This is a genomic window from Streptomyces luteosporeus (assembly GCF_039532865.1).
Classification (GTDB): domain Bacteria; phylum Actinomycetota; class Actinomycetes; order Streptomycetales; family Streptomycetaceae; genus Streptomyces; species Streptomyces luteosporeus.
The window spans coordinates 153,096-173,549 of record NZ_BAAASL010000001.1; the positions used below are offsets into that span (position 1 = coordinate 153,096).

Sequence of the window (20,454 nt, forward strand, 5' to 3'; positions counted from 1 at the left end):
CCCCGACCTCTTCCCGTCTCCCAGGGCGTGCCCCCGGCGGTTGTGCAGCGCCCCGCAGGGGCGCGGGGAACTGCGCGACAAGCCACGACGCTCCCGCAGACGAAGTGCTGCGCTGCGCCCGGGCCCGCCGGTCGCATGTCGGCTGCAGGCCGCCGGTGGCCGATCGCGCAGTTCCCCGCGCCCCTATGGGGCGCCGTGCTATGCGGGCAGGATGACGCTCCGCGTCAGGTTGCGGGGGGTGTCCGGGTTCAGGCCTCGGGTCTCCGCCAGGGCCACCGCCAGGCGTTGGGCTCGGGTGAGGTCCGCCAGCGGGTCGCGGTCCTTCGCGTGGACGAGGGTGCCGCCGGTGGCGGCCACCTCTGCCGGCAGGCCGTCGGGTACGGGGCCGAAGGCCCAGGTCACGCGGCCGGGGGCGGTGATCGCTATCGGGCCGTGGCGGTATTCCATCGCCGGGTAGGCCTCCGTCCACGCGCCGGCCGCCTCGCGCATCTTCAGGGCCGCTTCCTGGGCCAGTCCGTACGTCCAGCCGCGGCCGAGGAACGTCCACTGCTCGGCGGTCAGGGCCGCCTCCGGCAGGGGTTCGGCGAGGGCCTGCTCCGCGTCGGCCGCGGCCTTCTCCACCGTGGCGGCGCCGTCGATGCCGGTGCGCAGGTAGGCCAGGGCGGTGGTCGCGAAGCGGGTCTGGACGACGGATTCCTCGTCGGCCCAGTCCAGGACGGCGACCTCGGTCGCCGCGTGCATCACCGGTGTGTGCGGGTCGGCGGTCAGGGCGAGGGTGGGGGTGCGGCCGCGGAGGGCGTCGAGGAGGTGCAGGACCTCGGTGGTCGTGCCGGAGCGGGTGATGGCGACCACGCGGTCGTACGTCCGGCCCGTGGGGAACTCCGAGGAGGCGAAGGCGTCGGTCTCGCCGTGGCCGGCGGCCTCGCGCAGGGCCGCGTACGCCTGGGCCATGAACCACGACGTGCCGCAGCCGGTGACCGCCACGCGTTCGCCGCGGGCGGGGAGTCCGGGGGCGTGGGCGGCGGCGGTGGCGGCGCGGCGCCAGGAGGCGGGCTGGGTGGACAGCTCACGCGTGGTCAGTGACGGCTTCATGCGGCTGCGCTCCTTGCGGGTGCGGTGGTGCGGCATTCGGTCGTTCCCGTGCATAGCAGTCCGCGCTGACCTGGGGGAAGGGCGTTAGGGCGATACCGAAGCGCAACGCGGGATCCGTAGACCGTAAGGTTGCGCGCGGGAGAAACTCACGGTCTCCACGGGACTCACGAATCCCAGGGGGGAGATTCACGGTCTCCATAGTGCGGACACGAACCACAAGGTGGGTAGCAGAAGGTGCAGCGGCGGCGGTTCCTGGGCATGACGGCGGCGGGCGTGGCGACGGCGGCGCTGGCGCCCGTTCTGACGGCGTGCGGGAGTGAGAGCCCCGTCGGCGACAAGAAGCTGAAGCTGGTCGCGGCGGACTACGGCGACAAACCGGACAACAGCTCCAAGAAGTACTGGAATTCCCTCGCCCGGGACTTCGAGTCCAAGCACAAGGGCATCAAGATCGACGTCGAGGTCTACAGCTGGACCGAGGTCGACAAGAAGGTCGCCGACATGGTCGCCGCCGGCAAGGCGCCCGACATCGCGCAGATCGGCGCGTACGCGGACTTCGCGGCCGCCGGCAAGCTCTACAGCGCCGACCAGCTGATCTCCATCCCCACCCAGGCGGACTTCATCACCCCGATCGCCAAGGCGGGCGAGGTGCACCGGGTGCAGTACGGCCTGCCGTTCGTCTCCAGCACCCGCATGCTCTTCTACAACCAGTCCCTCTTCACCAGGGCCGGCATCGCCAAGGCGCCGGAGACCTGGGAGGAGCTGCAGGCCGCGGCCGTCAAGCTCAAGGCGGCCGGCGTGAAGATACCCTTCGGTCTCCCGCTGGGCCCCGAGGAGGCGCCCGCCGAGACGATGCTGTGGATGCTGGCGGGTGGCGGCGGCTACACCGACAACACCGGTGCATACACGATCAATTCGGACGCGAACATCAAGGCGTTCGCCTGGGTGCGCGACGAACTCGTCGGCAAGGGCCTCACCGGCCCCGGCGACCCCGCCCGCACCAACCGCCAGGACCTCTTCGACGCCTTCTGCAAGGGCGAGGTCGGCATGCTGCACGGCCACCCGACGCTGATGCAGCAGGCGGAGAACGCCAAGCTCAAGTACGGCACGGCGCCGCTGCCGGGCATCAAGGGCAAGGCCGCCTCCACCATGGGCGTCGCCGACTGGATCATGGCCTTCAAGCAGAACGGCCACCGCGAGCAGATCGGCACCTTCCTCGACTTCCTCTTCACCAAGGAGAACCACCTCAGCTTCACCGGCCAGTACCAGCTGCTGCCGGTGACCGAGTCCGCCTCGGCCGCCATGCACCTGGACCGGCAGTACGAGAAGCTGTGGCCGTTCCTCGACCAGCTGCAGAACGCCGACTTCTACCCGGCCGACAAGACCTCCTGGGCCAAGGTCAGCGCGACGATCAAGGAGAAGATCGGATCCGTCGTGCAGAAGAGCGGCGACCCCGCCGCCGTCCTCGGCGAGATCCAGCGCGAGGCCGAGGCGACGGAGCTGGCCGACCGGTAACCGGTACGTTGGGGTCCGTGAGCGGGAACGGTGAGGAGAAGGACGTGCCGCAGGACCGCCCCCGGGGCGGCCTGTCCGCACGCGACCTCGCCGTCCTCGCCCTGGAACGGCAGTCCTGGCCCGGGCCCGGCGCCAAGGAGCGGGCCGTCCGCGAGCGGCTCGGCATCACCCCCACCCGCTACTACCAGCTCCTGAACGTCCTGCTCGACGACCCCCGCGCCCTCGCCCACGACCCCGTCACCGTCAATCGGCTGCGGCGCCTGCGCGAGGAGCGGCGCGAGCGCCGTGAGCGCCGCGAGGGGCGCTGAGGCGGATCGGGCGCGGCGGCCGCCGCCGCACCGGTAGGGTCGGCCGCATGGGCAGCCAACCGCTTCCGGAACCCGTGACCGACGCCGGCCGCGAGGGCCTGGCCGCGCTGCTCGCGCGGCCCGAACACGCCGTCGTCGCCCTCGACTTCGACGGCACCCTCGCCGAGATCGTCACCGACCCCGAGCGGGCCCGCGCCCACCCCGGCGCCGTGCCCGCCCTCGCCCGCCTCGCCCCGCACCTCGCCTCCGTCGCCGTCGTCACCGGCCGCCCCGCCGGGGCCGCGGTGCGCCACGGCGGCTTCGCCGGCGTGCCCGGCCTGGAGCGCCTGGTGGTGCTCGGCCACTACGGCGCCGAGCGCTGGGACGCCGTCACCGGCACCGTACGCGCCCCGGCACCGCACCCGGGCGTGGCGTCGGTACGGGCCGAGCTGCCCGGCGTGCTCGACGCGTCGGGCACGTGGCAGGGCACCTGGACCGAGGACAAGGGGCGGGCCATCGCCGTGCACACCCGGCGCGCCACCGACCCGCAGGCCGCCTTCGAGGCGCTGCGCGCGCCGCTCGCGGCGCTCGCCGAGCGCCACGGGCTGATCGTCGAGCCGGGGCGGTTCGTGCTCGAACTGCGCCCGCCCGGCGTTGACAAGGGTGTCGCCCTCGCCGGCTACCTCCGCGAGACCGGTGCCCGTGCGGTGCTGTACGCCGGCGACGACCTCGGCGACGTGGCCGCCTTCGCGGCGGTGGAGGAGCTGCGCGGCGAGGGGGTGGCGGGGACGCTCGTGTGCAGTGGCAGCGCGGAGGTGACGGTGCTCGCGGAGCGGGCGGATCTTGTCGTGGACGGGCCGTCGGGTGTGGTGGAGCTGCTGACGGCGCTGGCCGACAAGCTCGGCTGAGCGGGCTGCGGGGGGGCGAAGCCCCCCGCAAACACCTACCGCCGCAGTGCTGCCAGTTGGTCGGTGAACCAGCGGGCCGGGGGGAGGGCGGTCGCCGCGGAGGAGAGGCGTTTGGTGCGCTCCGCGCGCTCGGCCGGGTCCATCAGCAGGGCCATGTGCAGGGCGCGTGCCGTCGCCTCCACGTCGTACGGGTTCACCACGAGCGCGTCGTCGCCCAGTTCCGCCGCGGCGCCGGCCTCGCGGGAGAGCACGAGGGCGCAGCCGCGGTCGGAGACGAGGGGGACCTCCTTCGCGACGAGGTTCATGCCGTCGCGGATGGGGTTGACCAGGGCGACGTCGGCGATGCGGTAGGCGGCGAGGGAGCGCGCGAAGTCGTCCTTGACCTGCAGGGAGACCGGTTGCCAGGAGTCCGTGCCGAAGGTTGCGTTGATCTCCTGGGCGACGCGCTGGACCTCGTCCGTGTAGTCGCGGTAGACCTTCAGGTCCTGCCGGGAGGGGTAGGCGAAGGCGAGGTGGACGACGCGGCCGCGCCACTGGGGGTGGTCCTCCAGCAGGCGCCGGTAGGCGTGCAGGCCGCGCACGATGTTCTTGGACAGCTCCGTGCGGTCGACGCGCAGGACGATGCTGCGGTCGGGGCCGATCTGCTCGCGCAGCCGGCCGATCCACTCCTCGACGTCCGGCCGGTGCGCGCGGGCGCGCAGGAACTCGGCGTCGGCGCCGAGCCCGTGCACGCCGAGCCGGGTGGTGCGGCCCTCGAAGCGGACGGCCGCGGCGGTGCCGTCCTCCTCGGGCAGGATCTCCGCTCCGGGCAGCACGCTCGCGCAGCAGGCGGCGAAGGACTCGGCCCAGCGGCGGGTGAGGAAGGCCGCCCGGTCGCCGCCGAGCATGCCGCGCAGCACCTGTTCGGCGATGTCGTCGGGCAGCAGGCGGTAGTAGTCGGGCGGGGCCCACGGAGTGTGGGAGAAGTGGCCGATGCGCAGGTCGGGGCGGCGGGCGCGGAGCAGCCCGGGCACGAGGGTGAGGTGGTAGTCCTGGACGAGGACGCCGGCGCCCTCGGCGGCCTCCTCGGCGACGGCGTCGGCGAAGGCGGTGTTGTACGCCTCGTACTGGGCCCACTGCTCGCGGAAGCCGCTGTCGAAGGAGGGTTCGAGCGGGGTCTGCCAGAGCATGTGGTGCAGGAACCACAGGACGGAGTTGGCCACGCCGTTGTAGGCGGCGGCGAAGGTGGCGGAGGGGATGTCGAGCATCCGCACCGGCTGGTCGCCGGTGTCGGCGGCGTCCAGCCGCCGCCCGGCGCGCCGGGCGGCGAGCCGGTCGCCCTCGCCGAGGGCCGCGCAGACCCACACCGCCCCGGCGTCCGGGCCGATCGCGCTGAGCCCCGAGACCAGCCCGCCGCCGCCGCGGCCCGCATGCAGCGTGCCGTCCTCGCCGAGCCGGTAGGAGACCGGGCCGCGGTTGGAGGCGACCACGATGGGCGCCGTGCCGGGGGCGGTGTGGGTGTGCTCAACGACCATGTCGCCAGCCTTGCCCCGGGGGGAACCGCTCAAACGTACGCTTACGCGGCATGCCGGCGGGCGTACTCCGGGATTTCGGCCATCGGGGGGCGTTCCTCCGTGTCGACCGGGTAGGTCCGCGGGACGAAACCTTCCGCCGTTCGCTCGAACTGGGTCAGCGCGGGCCGGACGAGGTGGCCGCGGGCCAGCCGCAGCTGCGCCGTGCGGTAGATGGTCGCCGCCATCCGGCCGAGCGCGCGGCCGTCCTGGTGGCGGTGCTTGCGCTCGCCGACGTCGACCTGGGCGAGGGCGTCCAGGCCCACGGTGTGCAGCGCGTCGACGAGCAGGCCGAGCTCCACGCCGTACCCGACGGGGAAGGGCAGCCGCTCCAGCAGCGAGCGGCGGGCCGCGTACTCGCCGCCCAGCGGCTGGACGAAGCCGGCCAGCTGCGGCCAGTGCAGGTTCAGCAGCGGGCGGGCGACCAGCTCGGTGACCCGGCCGCCCTGGCCGGGGGCCTCGCCGAGGGGACGGTCGTACATCCCCTTGACGAACTGCACCTCCGGGTCGGTCAGCAGCGGGCCGACGATGCCGGAGACGAACGTGGCCGAGAAGTCCCGCAGGTCGGCGTCGACGAAGCACACCACGTCGCCGGTGGTGACCAGCAGCGAGCGCCACAGGACCTCGCCCTTGCCGGGCAGCGCCGGGATGCGCGGCAGCACCTCGTCGCGGTGCACCACGCGCGCCCCGGCGGCCGCCGCCTCCGCCGCCGTACGGTCGGTGGAGCCGGAATCCAGCACCACCAGCTCGTCCACCAGCGGGACGGCGTCCGTCATCAGCTCGCGGCGGATCGTCGCCGCTATGGCGCCGACCGTGGCCTCCTCGTTCAGCGCCGGCAGTACGACGCTGACCGTGGTGCCCGAGCCGCGTTTGGCAGCGAGAAGCCGGTCGAGCGGACGATCGGCTGCGGACCAGGACCGCTGGGCCAGCCAGCGCTCCACCTCATCCAGCACGTGTAGGACTCCCTGCTGTGCATCGTCTCGATGGTCGCCGATGCGCCCGTGCGACGCATCTCGCGGTTCGGACGGCCCTCTGCTGCGGCCACCCCTTCCGTTACAGTCTGAACAACGCGGACGGCCGTCCTATGTCGGGGTCGTTCCGCGCACAAACGCCTGGGTCCGCCCAGCGCCATACCGCTCATCCAGAGGGGCAGAGGGACACGGCCCGATGAAGCCCCGGCAACCCTCCAGCCGGTCTTTCGTCCGCAACGGACGCGAGGCTCCCGGCGGGGAAGGTGCCAATTCCGTCTCGTGGCGAGGTGCGCCGCGAGGAAGATGAGGAGAAAGGGCCTCGCCTCCATGGCCGTCGAAGCCGTTGAAAGCCGTACCACTGCATCTTCTTCCGGGTCCGCTTTCGGGTCCGCCTTCGGACCCGCCGTCGCGCTCTCCTGCCGCGAATGCGGCGAGCGCTCCCCCCTCGGCCCCGTCTTCGCCTGCGCCTCCTGCTTCGGACCGCTGGAAGTGGCCTACGAGCTGCCCACCGGCGACCCCGAGGAGCTGCGCCGGCGCATCGAGGCCGGCCCCGCCAGCATCTGGCGGTACGCGCCCCTGCTGCCCGTCGCCGCGGACGTCGCCGAACGGCCCAACCTCAACCCCGGCCTCACCAAGCTCGTCAAGGCCGACAACCTCGCCCGCGAACTCGGCGTGACCGGCGGCCTGTACGTCAAGGACGACTCCGGCAACCCCACGCACTCCTTCAAGGACCGCGTCGTCGCCGTCGCCGTCGAGGCGGCGCGCACCTTCGGCTTCACCACCCTGTCCTGCTCCTCCACCGGCAACCTCGCCGGCGCCGTCGGCGCGGCCGCGGCCCGCGCGGGCCTGCGCTCGTGCGTGTTCATCCCGCACGACCTGGAGGCCGGCAAGGTCGTCATGGCCGCGGTCTACGGCGGCGACCTCGTCGGCATCGAGGGCACGTACGACGACGTCAACCGCTTCTGCTCCGAGCTCATCGGCGACCCGCTCGGCGAGGGCTGGGGCTTCGTCAACGTCAACCTCCGCCCGTACTACGCGGAGGGCTCCAAGACCCTCGCGTACGAGATCTGCGAGCAGCTCGGCTGGCGGCTGCCGGACCAGATCGTCGTACCGGTCGCCTCCGGCTCCCAGCTGACGAAGATCGACAAGGGGCTCCGGGAGCTGGTCGCCCTCGGGCTCGTCGAGGACCGGCCGTACAAGATCTTCGGCGCCCAGGCCGAGGGCTGCGCCCCGGTCTCGGCCGCCTTCAAGGCGGGCCACGAGGTGGTGCGGCCGGTACGGCCGGACACCATCGCCAAGTCCCTGGCGATCGGCAACCCGGCCGACGGGATCTACGTGCTCGACATCGCCCGGCGCACCGGCGGCGGCGTGGAGGACGTCGACGACGCGGCGGTCGTCGACGCGATCCGGCTGCTCGCCCGGACGGAGGGCATCTTCGCCGAGACCGCGGGCGGGGTCACGGTGGGCGTGACGCGCAAGCTGCTCGCGAGCGGCGCGCTGGACCCGGAGCTGACCACGGTCGTGCTCAACACGGGGGACGGGCTCAAGACGCTCGACGCGGTCGCGGCGGGGCCGACGGCCACGATCCGCCCGACGCTCGACGCCTTCCGCGCGGCGGGCCTGCAGGGCCGGTAGTTCCCGCAGGGGCCCTTCGCCCGAACGGGCGTCCCCCTTCTCTCACACCTCACACCTCACACCTCACACCTCACCCGACGCACAGAAGGCCGAGGCATACCCATGAGCGTCACCGTCCGCATCCCCACCATCCTGCGCACCTACACCGCCGGGCAGGCGGAGGTCGCCGCCGAGGGCGCCACCCTCGGCGAGGTGATCGCCTCCCTGGAGGCGAACCACCCCGGCATCGCCGCCCGGGTGCTCGACGACGCCGGCAAGCTGCGGCGCTTCGTGAACGTCTACGTGAACGACGACGACGTCCGCTTCGAGGACGGCCTGGGCACGGCCACGCCCGACGGGGCCGGCGTCTCGATCGTCCCGGCCGTCGCGGGCGGCTGAGCCGGCCCCGCGCGAGCACGCTCGGCGAGCAGTCGGAATCGCCCCGTCCGCAAAACGGACGAGGCGATTCCGCCTGTTGAAGCGCGCTACAGTTGGGGCGTTCCCCCTCTGGCGTCACTGCCGAGTGCGTACGAGAACCCGTCAAGTTGTGCCCATTGCGAGGATGCGATTTGCCGGGTTGGTGGCGTTTTGCCCGGCCCGACTTGCCCGGGAAGCTGTGGAAATCGGTACGAATAACCGATCGGCCGCCGCCGGATTTCTCGTCCGAGTGACCTGTTGCAGACGGCATCCGTGCAGATACATTCAGCCGCGGTCGACGCGTTCCGGCGCACACCCCCACCCTGTCTGGGGGTGAGGTCTGACCCGGGTCCGCGAAGTGCGGTCCTGTGCAAGGGCCAGTAATAGGGGAGTTAGGCATGGCTCAGGGCACCGTCAAGTGGTTCAACGCGGAGAAGGGGTACGGCTTCATCGCGGTCGACGGTGGTGCGGATGTATTCGTCCACTACAGCGCGATCCAGATGGACGGTTACCGCACCCTCGAGGAGGGGCAGCGGGTCGAGTTCGAGATCTCGCAGGGCCAGAAGGGGCCGCAGGCGGACATGGTCAAGGTGACCGCCTGATCGGTGCGCATCGACCACCGGCGCACTCAAGCTCACTGAAGCTCGCCGAGGGGCCCGCGTCTGACCGACGCGGGCCCCTCGCGTGTTTGCGGGCACCCTTGGGCACCACGTGTGACCGGAGGCCCGGCGGGGCAGGCTGCACCGGTAGGGCGGCCTTGCACTCTCAGGGTGCGAGTGCTAATCATTGGGCTTAGCACTCTCCAGGTGAGAGTGACAGATTTGGACCGTCGGTGAGGTCGCGGGCCAAGCGGGGCAAGGAACCGCGGGGCAAGCAGGCCGTCCGTCGCGGGCGCCAGCGCGGTCCGGAGCAATCCACCCCGTCCTGGGAGGACCACTTCACATGGCCAAGATCATCGCGTTCGACGAGGAGGCACGGCGCGGTCTCGAGCGCGGGATGAACCAGCTCGCCGACGCCGTCAAGGTCACCCTCGGCCCCAAGGGCCGGAACGTCGTCCTCGAGAAGAAGTGGGGCGCCCCCACGATCACCAACGATGGTGTGTCCATCGCCAAGGAGATCGAGCTCGAGGACCCGTACGAGAAGATCGGCGCCGAGCTGGTCAAGGAGGTCGCGAAGAAGACGGACGACGTCGCCGGTGACGGCACGACGACCGCGACCGTCCTCGCCCAGGCGCTGGTCCGCGAGGGTCTGCGCAACGTGGCCGCCGGTGCCAACCCGATGGCCCTCAAGCGCGGTATCGAGAAGGCCGTCGAGGCCGTCTCCGCCGCCCTGCTCGAGCAGGCCAAGGACGTGGAGACCAAGGAGCAGATCGCCTCCACCGCCTCCATCTCCGCCGCCGACACCCAGATCGGCGAGCTCATCGCCGAGGCGATGGACAAGGTCGGCAAGGAAGGCGTCATCACCGTCGAGGAGTCCAACACCTTCGGCCTGGAGCTCGAGCTCACCGAGGGCATGCGCTTCGACAAGGGCTACATCTCGGCGTACTTCGCGACCGACATGGAGCGCATGGAGGCCGCCCTCGAGGACCCCTACATCCTCATCGCCAACTCCAAGATCTCCTCGGTCAAGGACCTGCTCCCGCTGCTGGAGAAGGTCATGCAGTCGGGCAAGCCGCTGCTGATCATCGCCGAGGACGTCGAGGGCGAGGCGCTGTCGACCCTGGTCGTCAACAAGATCCGCGGCACCTTCAAGTCCGTCGCCGTCAAGGCCCCGGGCTTCGGCGACCGCCGCAAGGCCATGCTCGGCGACATCGCCATCCTCACCGGTGGCACGGTCATCTCCGAGGAGGTCGGCCTCAAGCTGGAGAACGCCGGTCTCGACCTGCTCGGCCGCGCCCGCAAGGTCGTCATCACCAAGGACGAGACGACCATCGTCGACGGTGCCGGTGACAGCGACCAGGTCCAGGGCCGCGTCAACCAGATCCGCGCCGAGATCGAGAACAGCGACTCCGACTACGACCGCGAGAAGCTGCAGGAGCGCCTGGCGAAGCTGGCCGGCGGCGTGGCCGTCATCAAGGCCGGTGCCGCCACCGAGGTGGAGCTCAAGGAGCGCAAGCACCGCATCGAGGACGCCGTCCGCAACGCCAAGGCCGCCGTCGAGGAGGGCATCGTCGCCGGTGGTGGCGTGGCCCTGCTGCAGGCGTCCGCCGTCTTCGAGAAGCTGGAGCTCGAGGGCGACGAGGCCACCGGTGCCGCCGCCGTCAAGGCCGCCCTGGAGGCCCCGCTCAAGCAGATCGCCGTCAACGGTGGTCTCGAGGGCGGCGTCGTCGTGGAGAAGGTGCGCAACCTGGCCATCGGCCACGGTCTGAACGCCGCCACGGGCGAGTACGTCGACATGATCGCCGAGGGCATCATCGACCCGGCGAAGGTCACCCGCTCCGCCCTGCAGAACGCCGCGTCCATCGCCGCGCTGTTCCTGACCACCGAGGCCGTCATCGCCGACAAGCCGGAGAAGGCCGCCGCGGCCGCTCCGGGCGGCATGCCGGGCGGTGACATGGACTTCTGATCGACCGCACCGGTTGATCGACCGTCCTGATCGCCGGGGCGGCACCCCTCTCCCAGGGGGTGCCGCCCCGGCGGCGTTTTCGCCCGCCGCGGCCCGCCCGGGCCCGTACCGTGTGGAGGCACACGGAACGTGAGCGAGGGGGCGGGGCGTGCACAACGACATATCCGGCGGCGTCTTCTTCAACACCGTCGTCCAGGGCCAGAACGTCACCCTCCAGCTGCCCCGTGAACTGCCGCCCCACCTCACCGGCATGCCCGATCCGTCGCCGGCCTTCACCGGCCGCGGCGCCGACCTCGCCTTCCTCAAGGACGTCCTGCGCCCGCGCCCGCCCGGCGACGGCGCGCCCCGCGTGTGCTCCGTGGCCGGACTGCCCGGCGTCGGCAAGACCGAACTCGTCCGGCAGGCCGCCTGGTACGCCTGGCGCGAGCAGGACTGGTTCCCCGGCGGCGTCCTGTTCATTGACCTCTTCGGCTACGACGCGGAGCGCCGGCTCACCCCCGAACGTGCCCTCGGCTCCCTGCTGCGTGCCCTCGGCGTCACCGACGAACACCTCCCGGCCGACCTGCAGGACCGCGCCCGCCTGTACCGCTCGGTGCTCGCCGCCTACGCCGACCAGGGACGCCGGCTCCTCGTCGTCCTCGACAACGCCGGCAGCAGCGACCAGGCCCGGCCGCTGCTCTCCGGCGACCCGCGCATCCCCGTCCTCGTCACCTCCCGCCACACCCTGACCGGCCTCGGCGCCCGGCTGTACGACCTGTCCGTCCTGGACGAGACCGCAGCCGTGGACCTGCTGGCCGGCGCCGTGCGCCAGGCCCGCGGCGAGGACGACACCCGCGTCGCCGACGACCCCGGCGCCGCCGCCCGCCTCGCCCGGCTGTGCGGCCACCTGCCCCTCGCCCTGCGGATCGTTGCCGCCCTGCTCGCCGAACTGCCCAGCCGCCCACTGGCCTCCATGGCCGGCGCCCTGGAGGACGGCCGCAGCAGACTCGAGCGCCTGACCAGCGAGGACGCCACCGTCCGGGCGGCCTTCGCGCTCTCCTACGCGCACCTGCGCCCCGACCAGGCCCGCCTCTTCCGGCTGCTGTCCCTCAACCCCGGCCCCGACCTGTCCACCGAGGCCGCCGCGCGCCTCGCCGACACCGACCCCCACGCCGCCGAGGAGCTGCTGCGCGCCCTCGCCCGCGGCCACCTGCTGGAGGCGGGCGCGACGTACGGGCGCTGGCGCATGCACGACCTGATGCGGCTGTACGCCGCCGAACTGGGCGAGGCCCACGGCACCGAGGACGCCGCGGCCCGGGCCCTCGAACGGCTCCTGCAGCACTACGTCACCACCGCCCGGGCCGCCGCCGGCCACCTGGCCCACGACAGCGAGCCGCACCCCCTCTTCCCCACCCGCAACCAGGCCCTGACCTGGCTCGACGACGAGCGCATCAACCTCATCGCGGTCGCGACGACCGCTGGTGCCCTCGGCGCGTCCCCAGTGCCCCTGATGCTGTTCGAGTCACTCGGCGAGTACTTCTCCCTGCGGCGCCACTTCGACGACTGGCTGGGCCTGGGCGCCGTGGCCATGTCGGCGGCCCGGGCCATGGAATGGCCGCTCGCCCTCGCCGGAGTGCTCAACAACATCAGCGTGCCGATGCGCCACCTGCGACGGTTCGAGGAGGCGGTCTCGCTCATCGAGCTCGCCGCGGACCTGTACCGGCAGATCGACGATCGCAGCGGCGAGGCCGGCGCCCTGAGCAACCTCGGGCTGGTGCTCGGCGAGACGCGCCGCTTCGACGAGGCGATCACCGTCCTCGAGAAGGCCATCGCCATCCACCGCGAGACCGGCGAACTGCGCAGCGAGGGCATCGCGCTGACCAACCTCGGCCTCGTCCTGCAGGACCTGCGACGCTTCCCCGAGGCCATCGAGGTCCACCGCCGGGACGCCGCCATCTGCGCGCGCATCGGCGACCGCCGCGGGGAGGCCCTGGCCCTGAACAACCTCGGCGCGGTCCTGCGCCACGAGGGCCTGCTCGACGAGGCCGCCGAGGCCCTCATCCGGGCCCAGGGCATCCTGCACGAACTGGGCGACGTCCACGGCGAGGCCCAGACGCTCACCAACCTCGGCCTCGTCCGCTCCCGGCAGGGGCGTTCCGAGGAGTCCCTGGACGCCCAGCGCCGGGCCGTCGAGGCCTTCCGCGCCTGCCACGCACCCCACAGCGAGGCCAACGCACTGGGCAACCTCGGACTGTCCCTGATCAGGGCCGGTCGCAACGAGGAGGCGCTCGCCCCGCTGGAAGAGGCCGTCGTCCGCTACCGCGAGCTCGCCGACCGCAACGCCGAGGGCAGGATCCTCGTCAACCTCGCCTCCGCCCTGGCCGGCGCCGGCCGCCCGGCCGACGCCCTCACGGCCTGCACCGGGGCCGTCGCCTGCTACCGCGACACCGACGACCGCTACCACGAGGGCCTGGCCCGGGTGAACCTCGCCCAGGTCCTCCAGGAGACCGGCGACCCGGCCGGCTCGGCCGCCGCCCTGGCCGAGGGCGTGCGCGCCCTGCGCGAGACGGGCGTCCTGGAGCAGGACGGGCCCGCGCCGCAGACCCTGGAGGACGTCCACAAGATGCTGGAAGCCCGTGGAATCGTCGACTGACCGGCCGGTCGCGAACCCCCGACGTGACCACCCCCGCATGAGGCACACTGGAGGTTTAGCCGTAGCGAAAGGGTGACGCGTGAACGGTCCGCTGATCGTGCAAAGCGACAAGACGCTGCTCCTGGAAGTGGACCACGAGCAGGCCGACGCCTGCCGGCGGGCCATTGCGCCGTTCGCGGAGCTGGAGCGGGCGCCGGAGCACATCCACACCTACCGGGTCACCCCGCTGGGGCTGTGGAACGCGCGGGCCGCCGGGCACGACGCGGAGCAGGTCGTCGACGCGCTCGTCACCTACTCCCGCTACCCCGTGCCGCACGCGCTGCTCGTCGACGTCGCCGAGACCATGGCGCGCTACGGGCGGCTGCGGCTGCTCAAGCACCCGGTGCACGGGCTGGTGCTGGAGAGCACCGACCGGCCGGTGCTGGAGGAGATCCTGCGGTCGAAGAAGATCGTGCCGCTGGTGGGGGCCCGGATCGACGACGACACCGTCGCGGTGCACCCCTCCGAGCGGGGGCAGATCAAGCAGACGCTGCTCAAGCTGGGCTGGCCCGCGGAGGACCTGGCCGGGTACGTCGACGGCGAGGCGCACCCCATCGAGCTGCGCGAGGACGGCTGGGCGCTGCGGCCGTACCAGCAGCAGGCCGTCGACGGCTTCTGGCACGGCGGCTCGGGCGTGGTCGTGCTGCCGTGCGGTGCGGGCAAGACGCTGGTCGGCGCGGGGGCCATGGCCAAGGCCAAGGCCACGACGCTGATCCTGGTGACCAACACCGTCTCGGCCCGGCAGTGGAAGCACGAGCTGGTCAAGCGCACCTCGCTGACCGAGGACGAGGTGGGCGAGTACAGCGGGACGCGCAAGGAGATCCGCCCGGTCACCATCGCCACGTACCAGGTGCTGACCACCAAGCGGAAGGGCATCTACCCCCACCTGGAGCTGTTCGACTCCCGGGACTGGGGCCTGGTCGTCTACGACGAGGTGCACCTGCTGCCCGCGCCCGTCTTCAAGTTCACCGCCGACCTGCAGGCCCGGCGGCGGCTCGGGCTGACCGCGACGCTGGTGCGCGAGGACGGCCGGGAGTCCGACGTCTTCTCCCTGATCGGCCCCAAGCGCTTCGACGCGCCGTGGAAGGAGATCGAGGCCCAGGGCTACATCGCCCCGGCCGACTGCGTCGAGGTGCGGGTGAACCTCACCGAGTCGGAGCGGCTGGCGTACGCGACGGCGGAGACCGAGGAGAAGTACCGCTTCTGCTCGACCACCGACTCCAAGCGCAAGGTCACCGAGGCGCTGGTGGCCCGGCACAAGGGCGAGCAGACGCTGGTCATCGGCCAGTACATCGACCAGCTCGACGAGCTCGGCGAGCACCTGGACGCGCCCGTGATCAAGGGCGAGACGTCCAACGCCCAGCGCGAGAAGCTCTTCGACGCCTTCCGGGCGGGGGAGATCTCGGTGCTGGTCGTCTCCAAGGTCGCGAACTTCTCGATCGACCTGCCGGAGGCGACCGTCGCCATCCAGGTGTCGGGCACGTTCGGCTCCCGCCAGGAGGAGGCCCAGCGGCTCGGACGGGTGCTGCGGCCCAAGGCCGACGGGCACGAGGCGCGGTTCTACTCCGTCGTCGCCCGCGACACCATCGACCAGGACTTCGCGGCCCACCGCCAGCGCTTCCTGGCCGAGCAGGGCTACGCGTACCGCATCGTCGACGCCGACGAGCTGCGGGCAGGCGACGAGACCGGCTGAGCGCCCGCGTGTGCGCGGGTGCAGTCGCTACCCTGGCGGGTGAATTCCGCGGACGAATTCACGCCACGGCGCGCGGCGGTACGGCGAGGAGGGCGCTTTGCCTCATCAGGAGATCTACGAGGTGCTGTACACCGAGCCGGCGGCGCGCGACCGCGACCGGCTCGACCCGGTGCGCCGCGCCGCGTTCGACAAGGCCGTCGAGATCCTGGCGCGTGACCCCTACACCGAGCTCTCCCGGCCCATCGGGCTGGGGGAGCACGACCGCGAGGTGCGGCTGACCTCGCAGATCGTCGCGGAGTACATGGTCTCGCGCGGGCGGCTGCTGCTGGTGGTGCTGCGCATCTTCGACGACGCGGACGTGCTGCTGCCGGAGTCGTAGGCCCGGCTGCTGCGCGTCAGCCGTCAGCCGTTCGGCAGGTTGGCCAGGACGGCGAAGGTCAGCACGCCGGCGGCCAGGGAGAGCGCGGCCATGGTCGTACGGGCCGAGGAGAAGCGGGTGCGCGAGGGCAGCGCCCAGGAGGCGATCAGCAGGACGACGGCCGTCAGCCACAGGACGGGGGCGGCCGCCAGGGCGTTTGTCAGCTCCTGGGAGCAGTGGTCGGGGCCGCAGCTGTCGGTCGCCATGGGCGACAGGCCGATGAACACGAAGTCCAGGGCCAGCAGCGGCAGCATCACGAGGGTGGTCAGGGAGCGGACCAGCCAGGCCCGCCCGTCCCTCGTGGAGTTCGCGGAGTTCGTGTTGTTCATGTCCCCAGCCAACCGGCCGGCAGGCCGCCGGAACACCGCCGGCGTACTCAGCTCCCGCCCGGTGCACGTACTTACAGGGCGGGGCGCTCCTCCGCGTGGCGGCCCAGGAGGACGACGCTGACGGCTGCGCCGGCGAAGGCCTTGAGGGCGCGGAGAGCGGCGTTGAATGGTGTGGTCGTGTTCATGCCCTCCATGATGGTTTCCGCGCGCCCGTGCGGCATCGGCCTGCCGGTGTAACTGCGCAGGTCCGGGCGTACGACTTGAGCAGCACGGCGTCCCCTACGGGAGAGGGACGGCGCCCCCGGGGGCGTCCCCGAGGGCGCGCCGGGGGCGCGGAAAAATGCTTCGCGCGCCCAGGGGACGGGTGACTACAATCCCCCCTTCTCGCCGCCTCCCGCCCCTCTCGTCGCGGGTGCGCTGCCGTCCGGACGGAAACCGGCGGCCGACCGCTCTTCCGCCGTACGTCTGGAGGCTCCGCCGTGCCCGCACAGCAAGTGACCACCCACGCCGACGACCCGCTGGAGCGCGAGCGCACCCACCTGGCCGCCTCCCGGGCGGCCCTGCGGGCGATGCGGGCCGACGTCGAGGCGCTCGACATCAAGGACGTCGCCGCCAACTGGGTCAACGCCCAGGTGCTGGAGCGGCAGATCGAGGAGCGCATCGCGGCGCTGGCGGACCTGGCGCACACCCCGCTGTTCTTCGGGCGCCTGGACTATCTGCACGCGCCCGGCGCGGACCTCGCGGAGGGCGCCGGCGGGGAGCAGTTCTACATCGGGCGGCGGCACGTGCACGACGCCGACGGCTACCCCATGGTCATCGACTGGCGCGCGCCGGTCTCCCAGCCGTTCTACCGGGCGTCGAAGAAGGAACCGATGGACGTGCGGCTGCGCCGCCGCTTCGGCTACACGGGCGGGGAGTTGACGGCGTACGAGGACGAGGACCTCACGGACGCGGAGCCGGCCGCCGGCGAGCGGCCCGGGGCCCTGCTGCAGGCCGAGATCGAGCGGCCGCGCGTCGGCCCCATGCGGGACATCGTGGCCACCATCCAGCCGGAGCAGGACGAGATCGTACGCGCCGGGATCGCCGGCACCGTGTGCGTGCAGGGCGCCCCCGGCACCGGCAAGACGGCGGTGGGCCTGCACCGCGTCGCGTACCTCCTCTACGCCCACCGCGAGCGGCTCGCGCGCACCGGCACGCTCGTCGTCGGGCCGAACCGCTCCTTCCTGCGCTACATCGAACAAGTACTTCCCGCACTGGGCGAGTTGAACGTCGCCCAGGCCACCGTCGACGATCTGGTGGCCCATGTCGAGGTACGCGGCACCGACACCCCCGCCGCCGCCCGCATCAAGGGCGACGCGCGCATGGCCGAGGTGCTGCGGCGCGCGGTGCGCTCCGGCGTGACGATGCCGGCCGAACCGGTCGTCGTCGTGCGCGGCGCCCGGCGCTGGCGGGTGCCGGCGTACGAGATCGAGGAGATGGTGCGCGAGCTGCTGGCCCGCGACATCCGCCACGGCGCCGCGCGCGAGGCGCTGCCGCAGCGCATCGCGCACGCGGTGCTCGTCCGCATGGAGGAGTCCGGCGAGGCCCCCGACGACCGGGTGCAGGACGCGGTCGCCCGCAACCCCGCGGTGAAGGCGGCGGTCAAGGCGATCTGGCCGGCGGTCGACCCGGCGAAGCTCGTGCTGCGCCTGCTGTCCGACGCGCAATTCCTTGCGGAGCAGGCGGCCGGGCTGCTCGACGAGGACGAGCAGCGGCAGATCCTGTGGGACCGCCCGCCGCGCTCGGTGCGCTCGGCCAAGTGGTCCGCGGCGGACGCGGTGCTGATCGACGAGGCGGCCGACCTCGTGACCCGTACGCCCTCGCTCGGGCACGTGGTGCTCGACGAGGCCCAGGACCTCTCGCCCATGCAGTACCGCGCGGTCGGCCGGCGCTGCACCACGGGCTCGGCGACGATCCTCGGCGACCTGGCGCAGGGCACGACGCCGTGGGCCACGCGCACCTGGCAGGAGGCGCTGGCCCACCTCGGCAAGGCCGACGCGGTCGTCACGGAGCTCACGCAGGGCTTCCGCGTGCCCCGCCAGGTGATCGCCTACGCGTCCCGGCTGCTGCCGGCGATCGCGCCCGGCCTGAAGGAGGCCACCTCGGTGCGCGAGTCGCCCGGCGACTTCGCGGTGCGCGCGGTGGGTGCGGAGGCGCTCGACGAGGCGGTGGTGGCGGCCTGCCGGCAGGCCCTGGGCCACGAGGGCTCGATCGGCCTCATCGCCGCCGACGCGCGCGTACCGGAGCTGGCCCGGGCCCTGGACCGGGCGGGCCTGGCGTACCTCGCCCCGGGCGAGGAGACGAGCGAGGGCGCCCGCCTGACCCTGGTGCCGGCGACGCTGGCCAAGGGCCTGGAGTACGACTACGTGGTCCTGGACGAGCCGGCGGCGGTCGTGGCCGGCGAACCGGACGAACGGACGGGCCTGCGGCGCCTGTACGTGGCGCTGACCCGAGCGGTGTCGGGCCTGACGGTGCTGCACGCGCAGCCGCTGCCGGCGGAACTGGAGCGGGTCGAGGGCTGAGGACCGCCGACCGGCAGCGGCGCCCCGTAGGGGCGCGGGGAACTGCGCGATCAGCCACCGACGGCCCGCAGCCGACGCGCCACCGGCAGGGCCCGGGCGAAGCACGACACCCTGTCTGCGGGCGCGTCGTGGCTTGTCGCGCAGTTCCCCGCGCCCCTTTGGGGCGCCGTGGCGCCGCTGCCGCGCCGGAGCCGGCGGAGGCCGGCGGACGCCGTTGCCGGTCGGCGAGTCCGTGCCCACCCGGGCCGGCGCGTGAGGCCATTGGGCGGGCCGGGCCGGCGTGCGGAGCCGCCGGGTTCCGGGGCGGTCCGGGCGGGGCGGGGCCGCCGGGATCCGGTGTTGTTCGAGGGGCGGCCCGCCGCAGGCGTTACGCGTCGAGCGCCTCGCGCCAGACGCGGACCGCGGCCGGGTCGACCGGGGACGTCCAGCCCGCCGGGCGGGCCGCGGAGCCGATGTGGAAGGCCGAGATGCCCGCCGCCCGCAGCGGCGGCACGTGCTTGAGCTGCAGTCCGCCGCCGGCCATGATGCGCGGCTCGTAGCCCGGCTCGTCCGCGCGGCCGGCCTCGGCCAGGAGCGTGGGCAGGCCGTCGTCGACGCCGGAGGGGGAGCCGGCGGTGAGGTAGGTGTCCAGGCCCGGCTGGTCGGCGAGCTGCTTGCGCAGCGCGTCGCGGTCGGCCGCGCGGTCGACGGCGCGGTGGAAGGTCCAGCGGGCGGCCGGGCCGGCGGCCTCGACGAGGGCGCCGACGGCGGCGAGGTCGGCGCGGCCGTCGTCGGTGAGGAAGCCGAGGACGTACTCCCGCGCCCCCGCGGCCCGCAGGGCGGCGGCCCGGGCGCACAGGGCGTCCAGCGCGGCGGCGTCGCCCGCGGCGAAGCCGTCCGTGGCGCGCAGCATGACGCGGACGGGGATGTCGACGGCGTCCCGTACGGCGGCGAAGGTCTCAAGGGGAGGGGTGAGGCCGTCGGCCGCCATGTCGCAGACCAGTTCCAGCCGGTCCGCACCTCCGGCCTGCGCGGCCGCCGCGTCCTCGGCGTCGAGGGCGATCACCTCAAGAATTGGTCTAGACATGTAGTCAAGCGTGCCACACGCCGCGCCCGCCCGTCGACGGGGCCTCGCCGGGGGCGGGCGCGGCGGCGCGCGTGACGGCGGCGGTCAGCAGGTGATCAGGCTCTTCGCGTCGGTGACGCCGCCGAGCGAGTAGTACGTCTCGGTGCGCGACTGGTGGGCGGGAACCGGGTAGCACGTGCTGCCCGGACCGTTGGTATAGACCACCTTCACCTGAACGGTCTCCGCGCACCCGTTGGTGATCGTGAACTTCCGCCAGCTCGTGAAAGGGCTCCACGGCGCGTCGAACGACACGCAACTCGGCACCGCGCCGCCCGCCGCCGGGGCGGCCGAGGCGGTGCCCGCCCCGGCGACGGTCAGGGCCACGCCGCCCAGCACCGCCGCGGTCACCAGTGTCTTCTTCGCGGATGTCTTCTTCATGAGTGTCTCCTTGACGGCGGGTCTCAGCAGGCGACGAGGCTCTTGGGGCCCCAGCCGAAGCCGAGGGACCAGTACTCCTCGACGACGCTCTTCTGCGGCTCGACCGCGTGACAGGTGCTGCCGGGGCCGTTGGGGTAGACGAGCTTCACGCGCACCGTCTGCCCGCAGTTGTTGGTGACCGTGGCCTTCACCATGCCCCCGAACATCGAGTACGGGGCGTCGAGCACGACGCAGCTCGGGACCGTCCCGTCCGCCGCGGCGGGTGCGGCCTGGGCGGCGCCCTGGGCCGCGCCGAACAGGGCGACCGCGCCCACGGCCACCGCAGCGGCCCTCTTCATCGTCTTCACGTCGTCTCCCGGCATCCGTGGACGCACCGCCGACCG

18 protein-coding genes and 1 riboswitch are annotated in these 20,454 nt (G+C 72.9%); of the genes, 11 read left to right on the forward strand and 7 right to left on the reverse strand.

Going from position 1 to position 20,454, the window contains the following annotated elements; genetic code table 11:
- Window positions 1-198: 198 nt before the first annotated feature.
- Entirely contained in the window at window positions 199-1,092 is an 894-nt protein-coding gene (locus tag ABD361_RS00750; protein ID WP_344432596.1) for an SIS domain-containing protein, read from the reverse strand.
- A 234-nt stretch (window positions 1,093-1,326) separates the two neighbouring features.
- On the opposite strand from ABD361_RS00750, the gene ABD361_RS00755 reads away from it, so the two are divergent.
- The 3 genes from ABD361_RS00755 to otsB are packed head-to-tail and all read left to right on the forward strand — an operon-like array spanning window position 1,327 to window position 3,799.
- The gene (locus ABD361_RS00755) at window positions 1,327-2,604 is read left to right on the forward strand and encodes an extracellular solute-binding protein (protein ID WP_344432598.1); all 1,278 of its coding nucleotides are present in this window, start codon (window positions 1,327-1,329) and stop codon (window positions 2,602-2,604) included.
- Between the two features lie 17 nt (window positions 2,605-2,621).
- The gene (locus ABD361_RS00760; RefSeq protein WP_344432599.1) at window positions 2,622-2,912 is read left to right on the forward strand and encodes a DUF3263 domain-containing protein; all 291 of its coding nucleotides are present in this window, start codon (window positions 2,622-2,624) and stop codon (window positions 2,910-2,912) included.
- Between the two features lie 47 nt (window positions 2,913-2,959).
- On the forward strand, window positions 2,960-3,799 hold the full coding sequence (otsB, locus tag ABD361_RS00765) for a trehalose-phosphatase (protein ID WP_344432600.1): 840 nt from the start codon (window positions 2,960-2,962) through the stop codon (window positions 3,797-3,799).
- Window positions 3,800-3,834: 35 nt separating this feature from the next.
- On the opposite strand, the gene ABD361_RS00770 is transcribed toward otsB, so the two are convergent.
- Together ABD361_RS00770 and ABD361_RS00775 are read right to left on the reverse strand one after the other, a co-directional pair.
- On the reverse strand, window positions 3,835-5,313 hold the full coding sequence (locus ABD361_RS00770; protein WP_344432601.1) for an alpha,alpha-trehalose-phosphate synthase (UDP-forming): 1,479 nt from the start codon (window positions 5,311-5,313) through the stop codon (window positions 3,835-3,837).
- Between the two features lie 41 nt (window positions 5,314-5,354).
- Window positions 5,355-6,302: a glucosyl-3-phosphoglycerate synthase gene (locus tag ABD361_RS00775; RefSeq protein ID WP_344432602.1), complete on the reverse strand. Its 948-nt coding sequence runs from the start codon at window positions 6,300-6,302 to the stop codon at window positions 5,355-5,357.
- A 181-nt stretch (window positions 6,303-6,483) separates the two neighbouring features.
- Window positions 6,484-6,630, forward strand: a riboswitch (SAM riboswitch).
- Between the two features lie 17 nt (window positions 6,631-6,647).
- Here ABD361_RS00775 and thrC point away from each other — a divergent pair.
- From thrC to ABD361_RS00810, 7 genes are all read left to right on the forward strand, one after another.
- Window positions 6,648-7,955: a threonine synthase gene (gene thrC, locus ABD361_RS00780; protein ID WP_425583116.1), complete on the forward strand. Its 1,308-nt coding sequence runs from the start codon at window positions 6,648-6,650 to the stop codon at window positions 7,953-7,955.
- A gap of 102 nt (window positions 7,956-8,057) precedes the next feature.
- Complete coding sequence (locus ABD361_RS00785) at window positions 8,058-8,333, forward strand: ubiquitin-like small modifier protein 1 (RefSeq protein WP_344432604.1); 276 nt, start codon at window positions 8,058-8,060, stop codon at window positions 8,331-8,333.
- A 416-nt stretch (window positions 8,334-8,749) separates the two neighbouring features.
- Complete coding sequence (locus ABD361_RS00790; protein ID WP_004954158.1) at window positions 8,750-8,953, forward strand: cold-shock protein; 204 nt, start codon at window positions 8,750-8,752, stop codon at window positions 8,951-8,953.
- Window positions 8,954-9,293: 340 nt separating this feature from the next.
- Window positions 9,294-10,916, forward strand: coding sequence for a chaperonin GroEL (groL, locus tag ABD361_RS00795; protein WP_344432605.1), 1,623 nt, complete (start codon window positions 9,294-9,296; stop codon window positions 10,914-10,916).
- 148 nt (window positions 10,917-11,064) lie between these two features.
- Complete coding sequence (locus ABD361_RS00800; RefSeq protein WP_344432606.1) at window positions 11,065-13,548, forward strand: ATP-binding protein; 2,484 nt, start codon at window positions 11,065-11,067, stop codon at window positions 13,546-13,548.
- Between the two features lie 79 nt (window positions 13,549-13,627).
- On the forward strand, window positions 13,628-15,280 hold the full coding sequence (locus ABD361_RS00805; RefSeq protein ID WP_344432607.1) for a DNA repair helicase XPB: 1,653 nt from the start codon (window positions 13,628-13,630) through the stop codon (window positions 15,278-15,280).
- Between the two features lie 97 nt (window positions 15,281-15,377).
- Window positions 15,378-15,659 carry a type II toxin-antitoxin system RelE family toxin gene (locus tag ABD361_RS00810; protein WP_344432608.1) on the forward strand — a complete coding sequence of 94 codons (282 nt, stop codon included), beginning with the start codon at window positions 15,378-15,380 and terminating at the stop codon, window positions 15,657-15,659.
- Between the two features lie 23 nt (window positions 15,660-15,682).
- Here the strand turns inward: ABD361_RS00810 and ABD361_RS00815 are convergent, their stop codons facing one another.
- On the reverse strand, window positions 15,683-16,027 hold the full coding sequence (locus ABD361_RS00815) for a hypothetical protein (protein WP_344432609.1): 345 nt from the start codon (window positions 16,025-16,027) through the stop codon (window positions 15,683-15,685).
- Between the two features lie 479 nt (window positions 16,028-16,506).
- Here ABD361_RS00815 and ABD361_RS00820 point away from each other — a divergent pair, with 479 nt between their 5' ends.
- Entirely contained in the window at window positions 16,507-18,588 is a 2,082-nt protein-coding gene (locus ABD361_RS00820) for a HelD family protein (RefSeq protein WP_344432610.1), read from the forward strand.
- A gap of 367 nt (window positions 18,589-18,955) precedes the next feature.
- Here the strand turns inward: ABD361_RS00820 and ABD361_RS00825 are convergent, their stop codons facing one another.
- The 3 genes from ABD361_RS00825 to ABD361_RS00835 all read right to left on the reverse strand — a co-directional run bounded on the left by ABD361_RS00825 (window position 18,956) and on the right by ABD361_RS00835 (window position 20,418).
- Window positions 18,956-19,654, reverse strand: a complete 699-nt coding sequence (locus ABD361_RS00825; RefSeq protein WP_344432611.1) for a copper homeostasis protein CutC — start codon at window positions 19,652-19,654, stop codon at window positions 18,956-18,958.
- Between the two features lie 84 nt (window positions 19,655-19,738).
- Window positions 19,739-20,071, reverse strand: coding sequence for a hypothetical protein (locus tag ABD361_RS00830; protein WP_344432612.1), 333 nt, complete (start codon window positions 20,069-20,071; stop codon window positions 19,739-19,741).
- Window positions 20,072-20,094: 23 nt separating this feature from the next.
- Window positions 20,095-20,418 carry a hypothetical protein gene (locus ABD361_RS00835; RefSeq protein ID WP_344432613.1) on the reverse strand — a complete coding sequence of 108 codons (324 nt, stop codon included), beginning with the start codon at window positions 20,416-20,418 and terminating at the stop codon, window positions 20,095-20,097.
- Window positions 20,419-20,454: the final 36 nt, after the last annotated feature.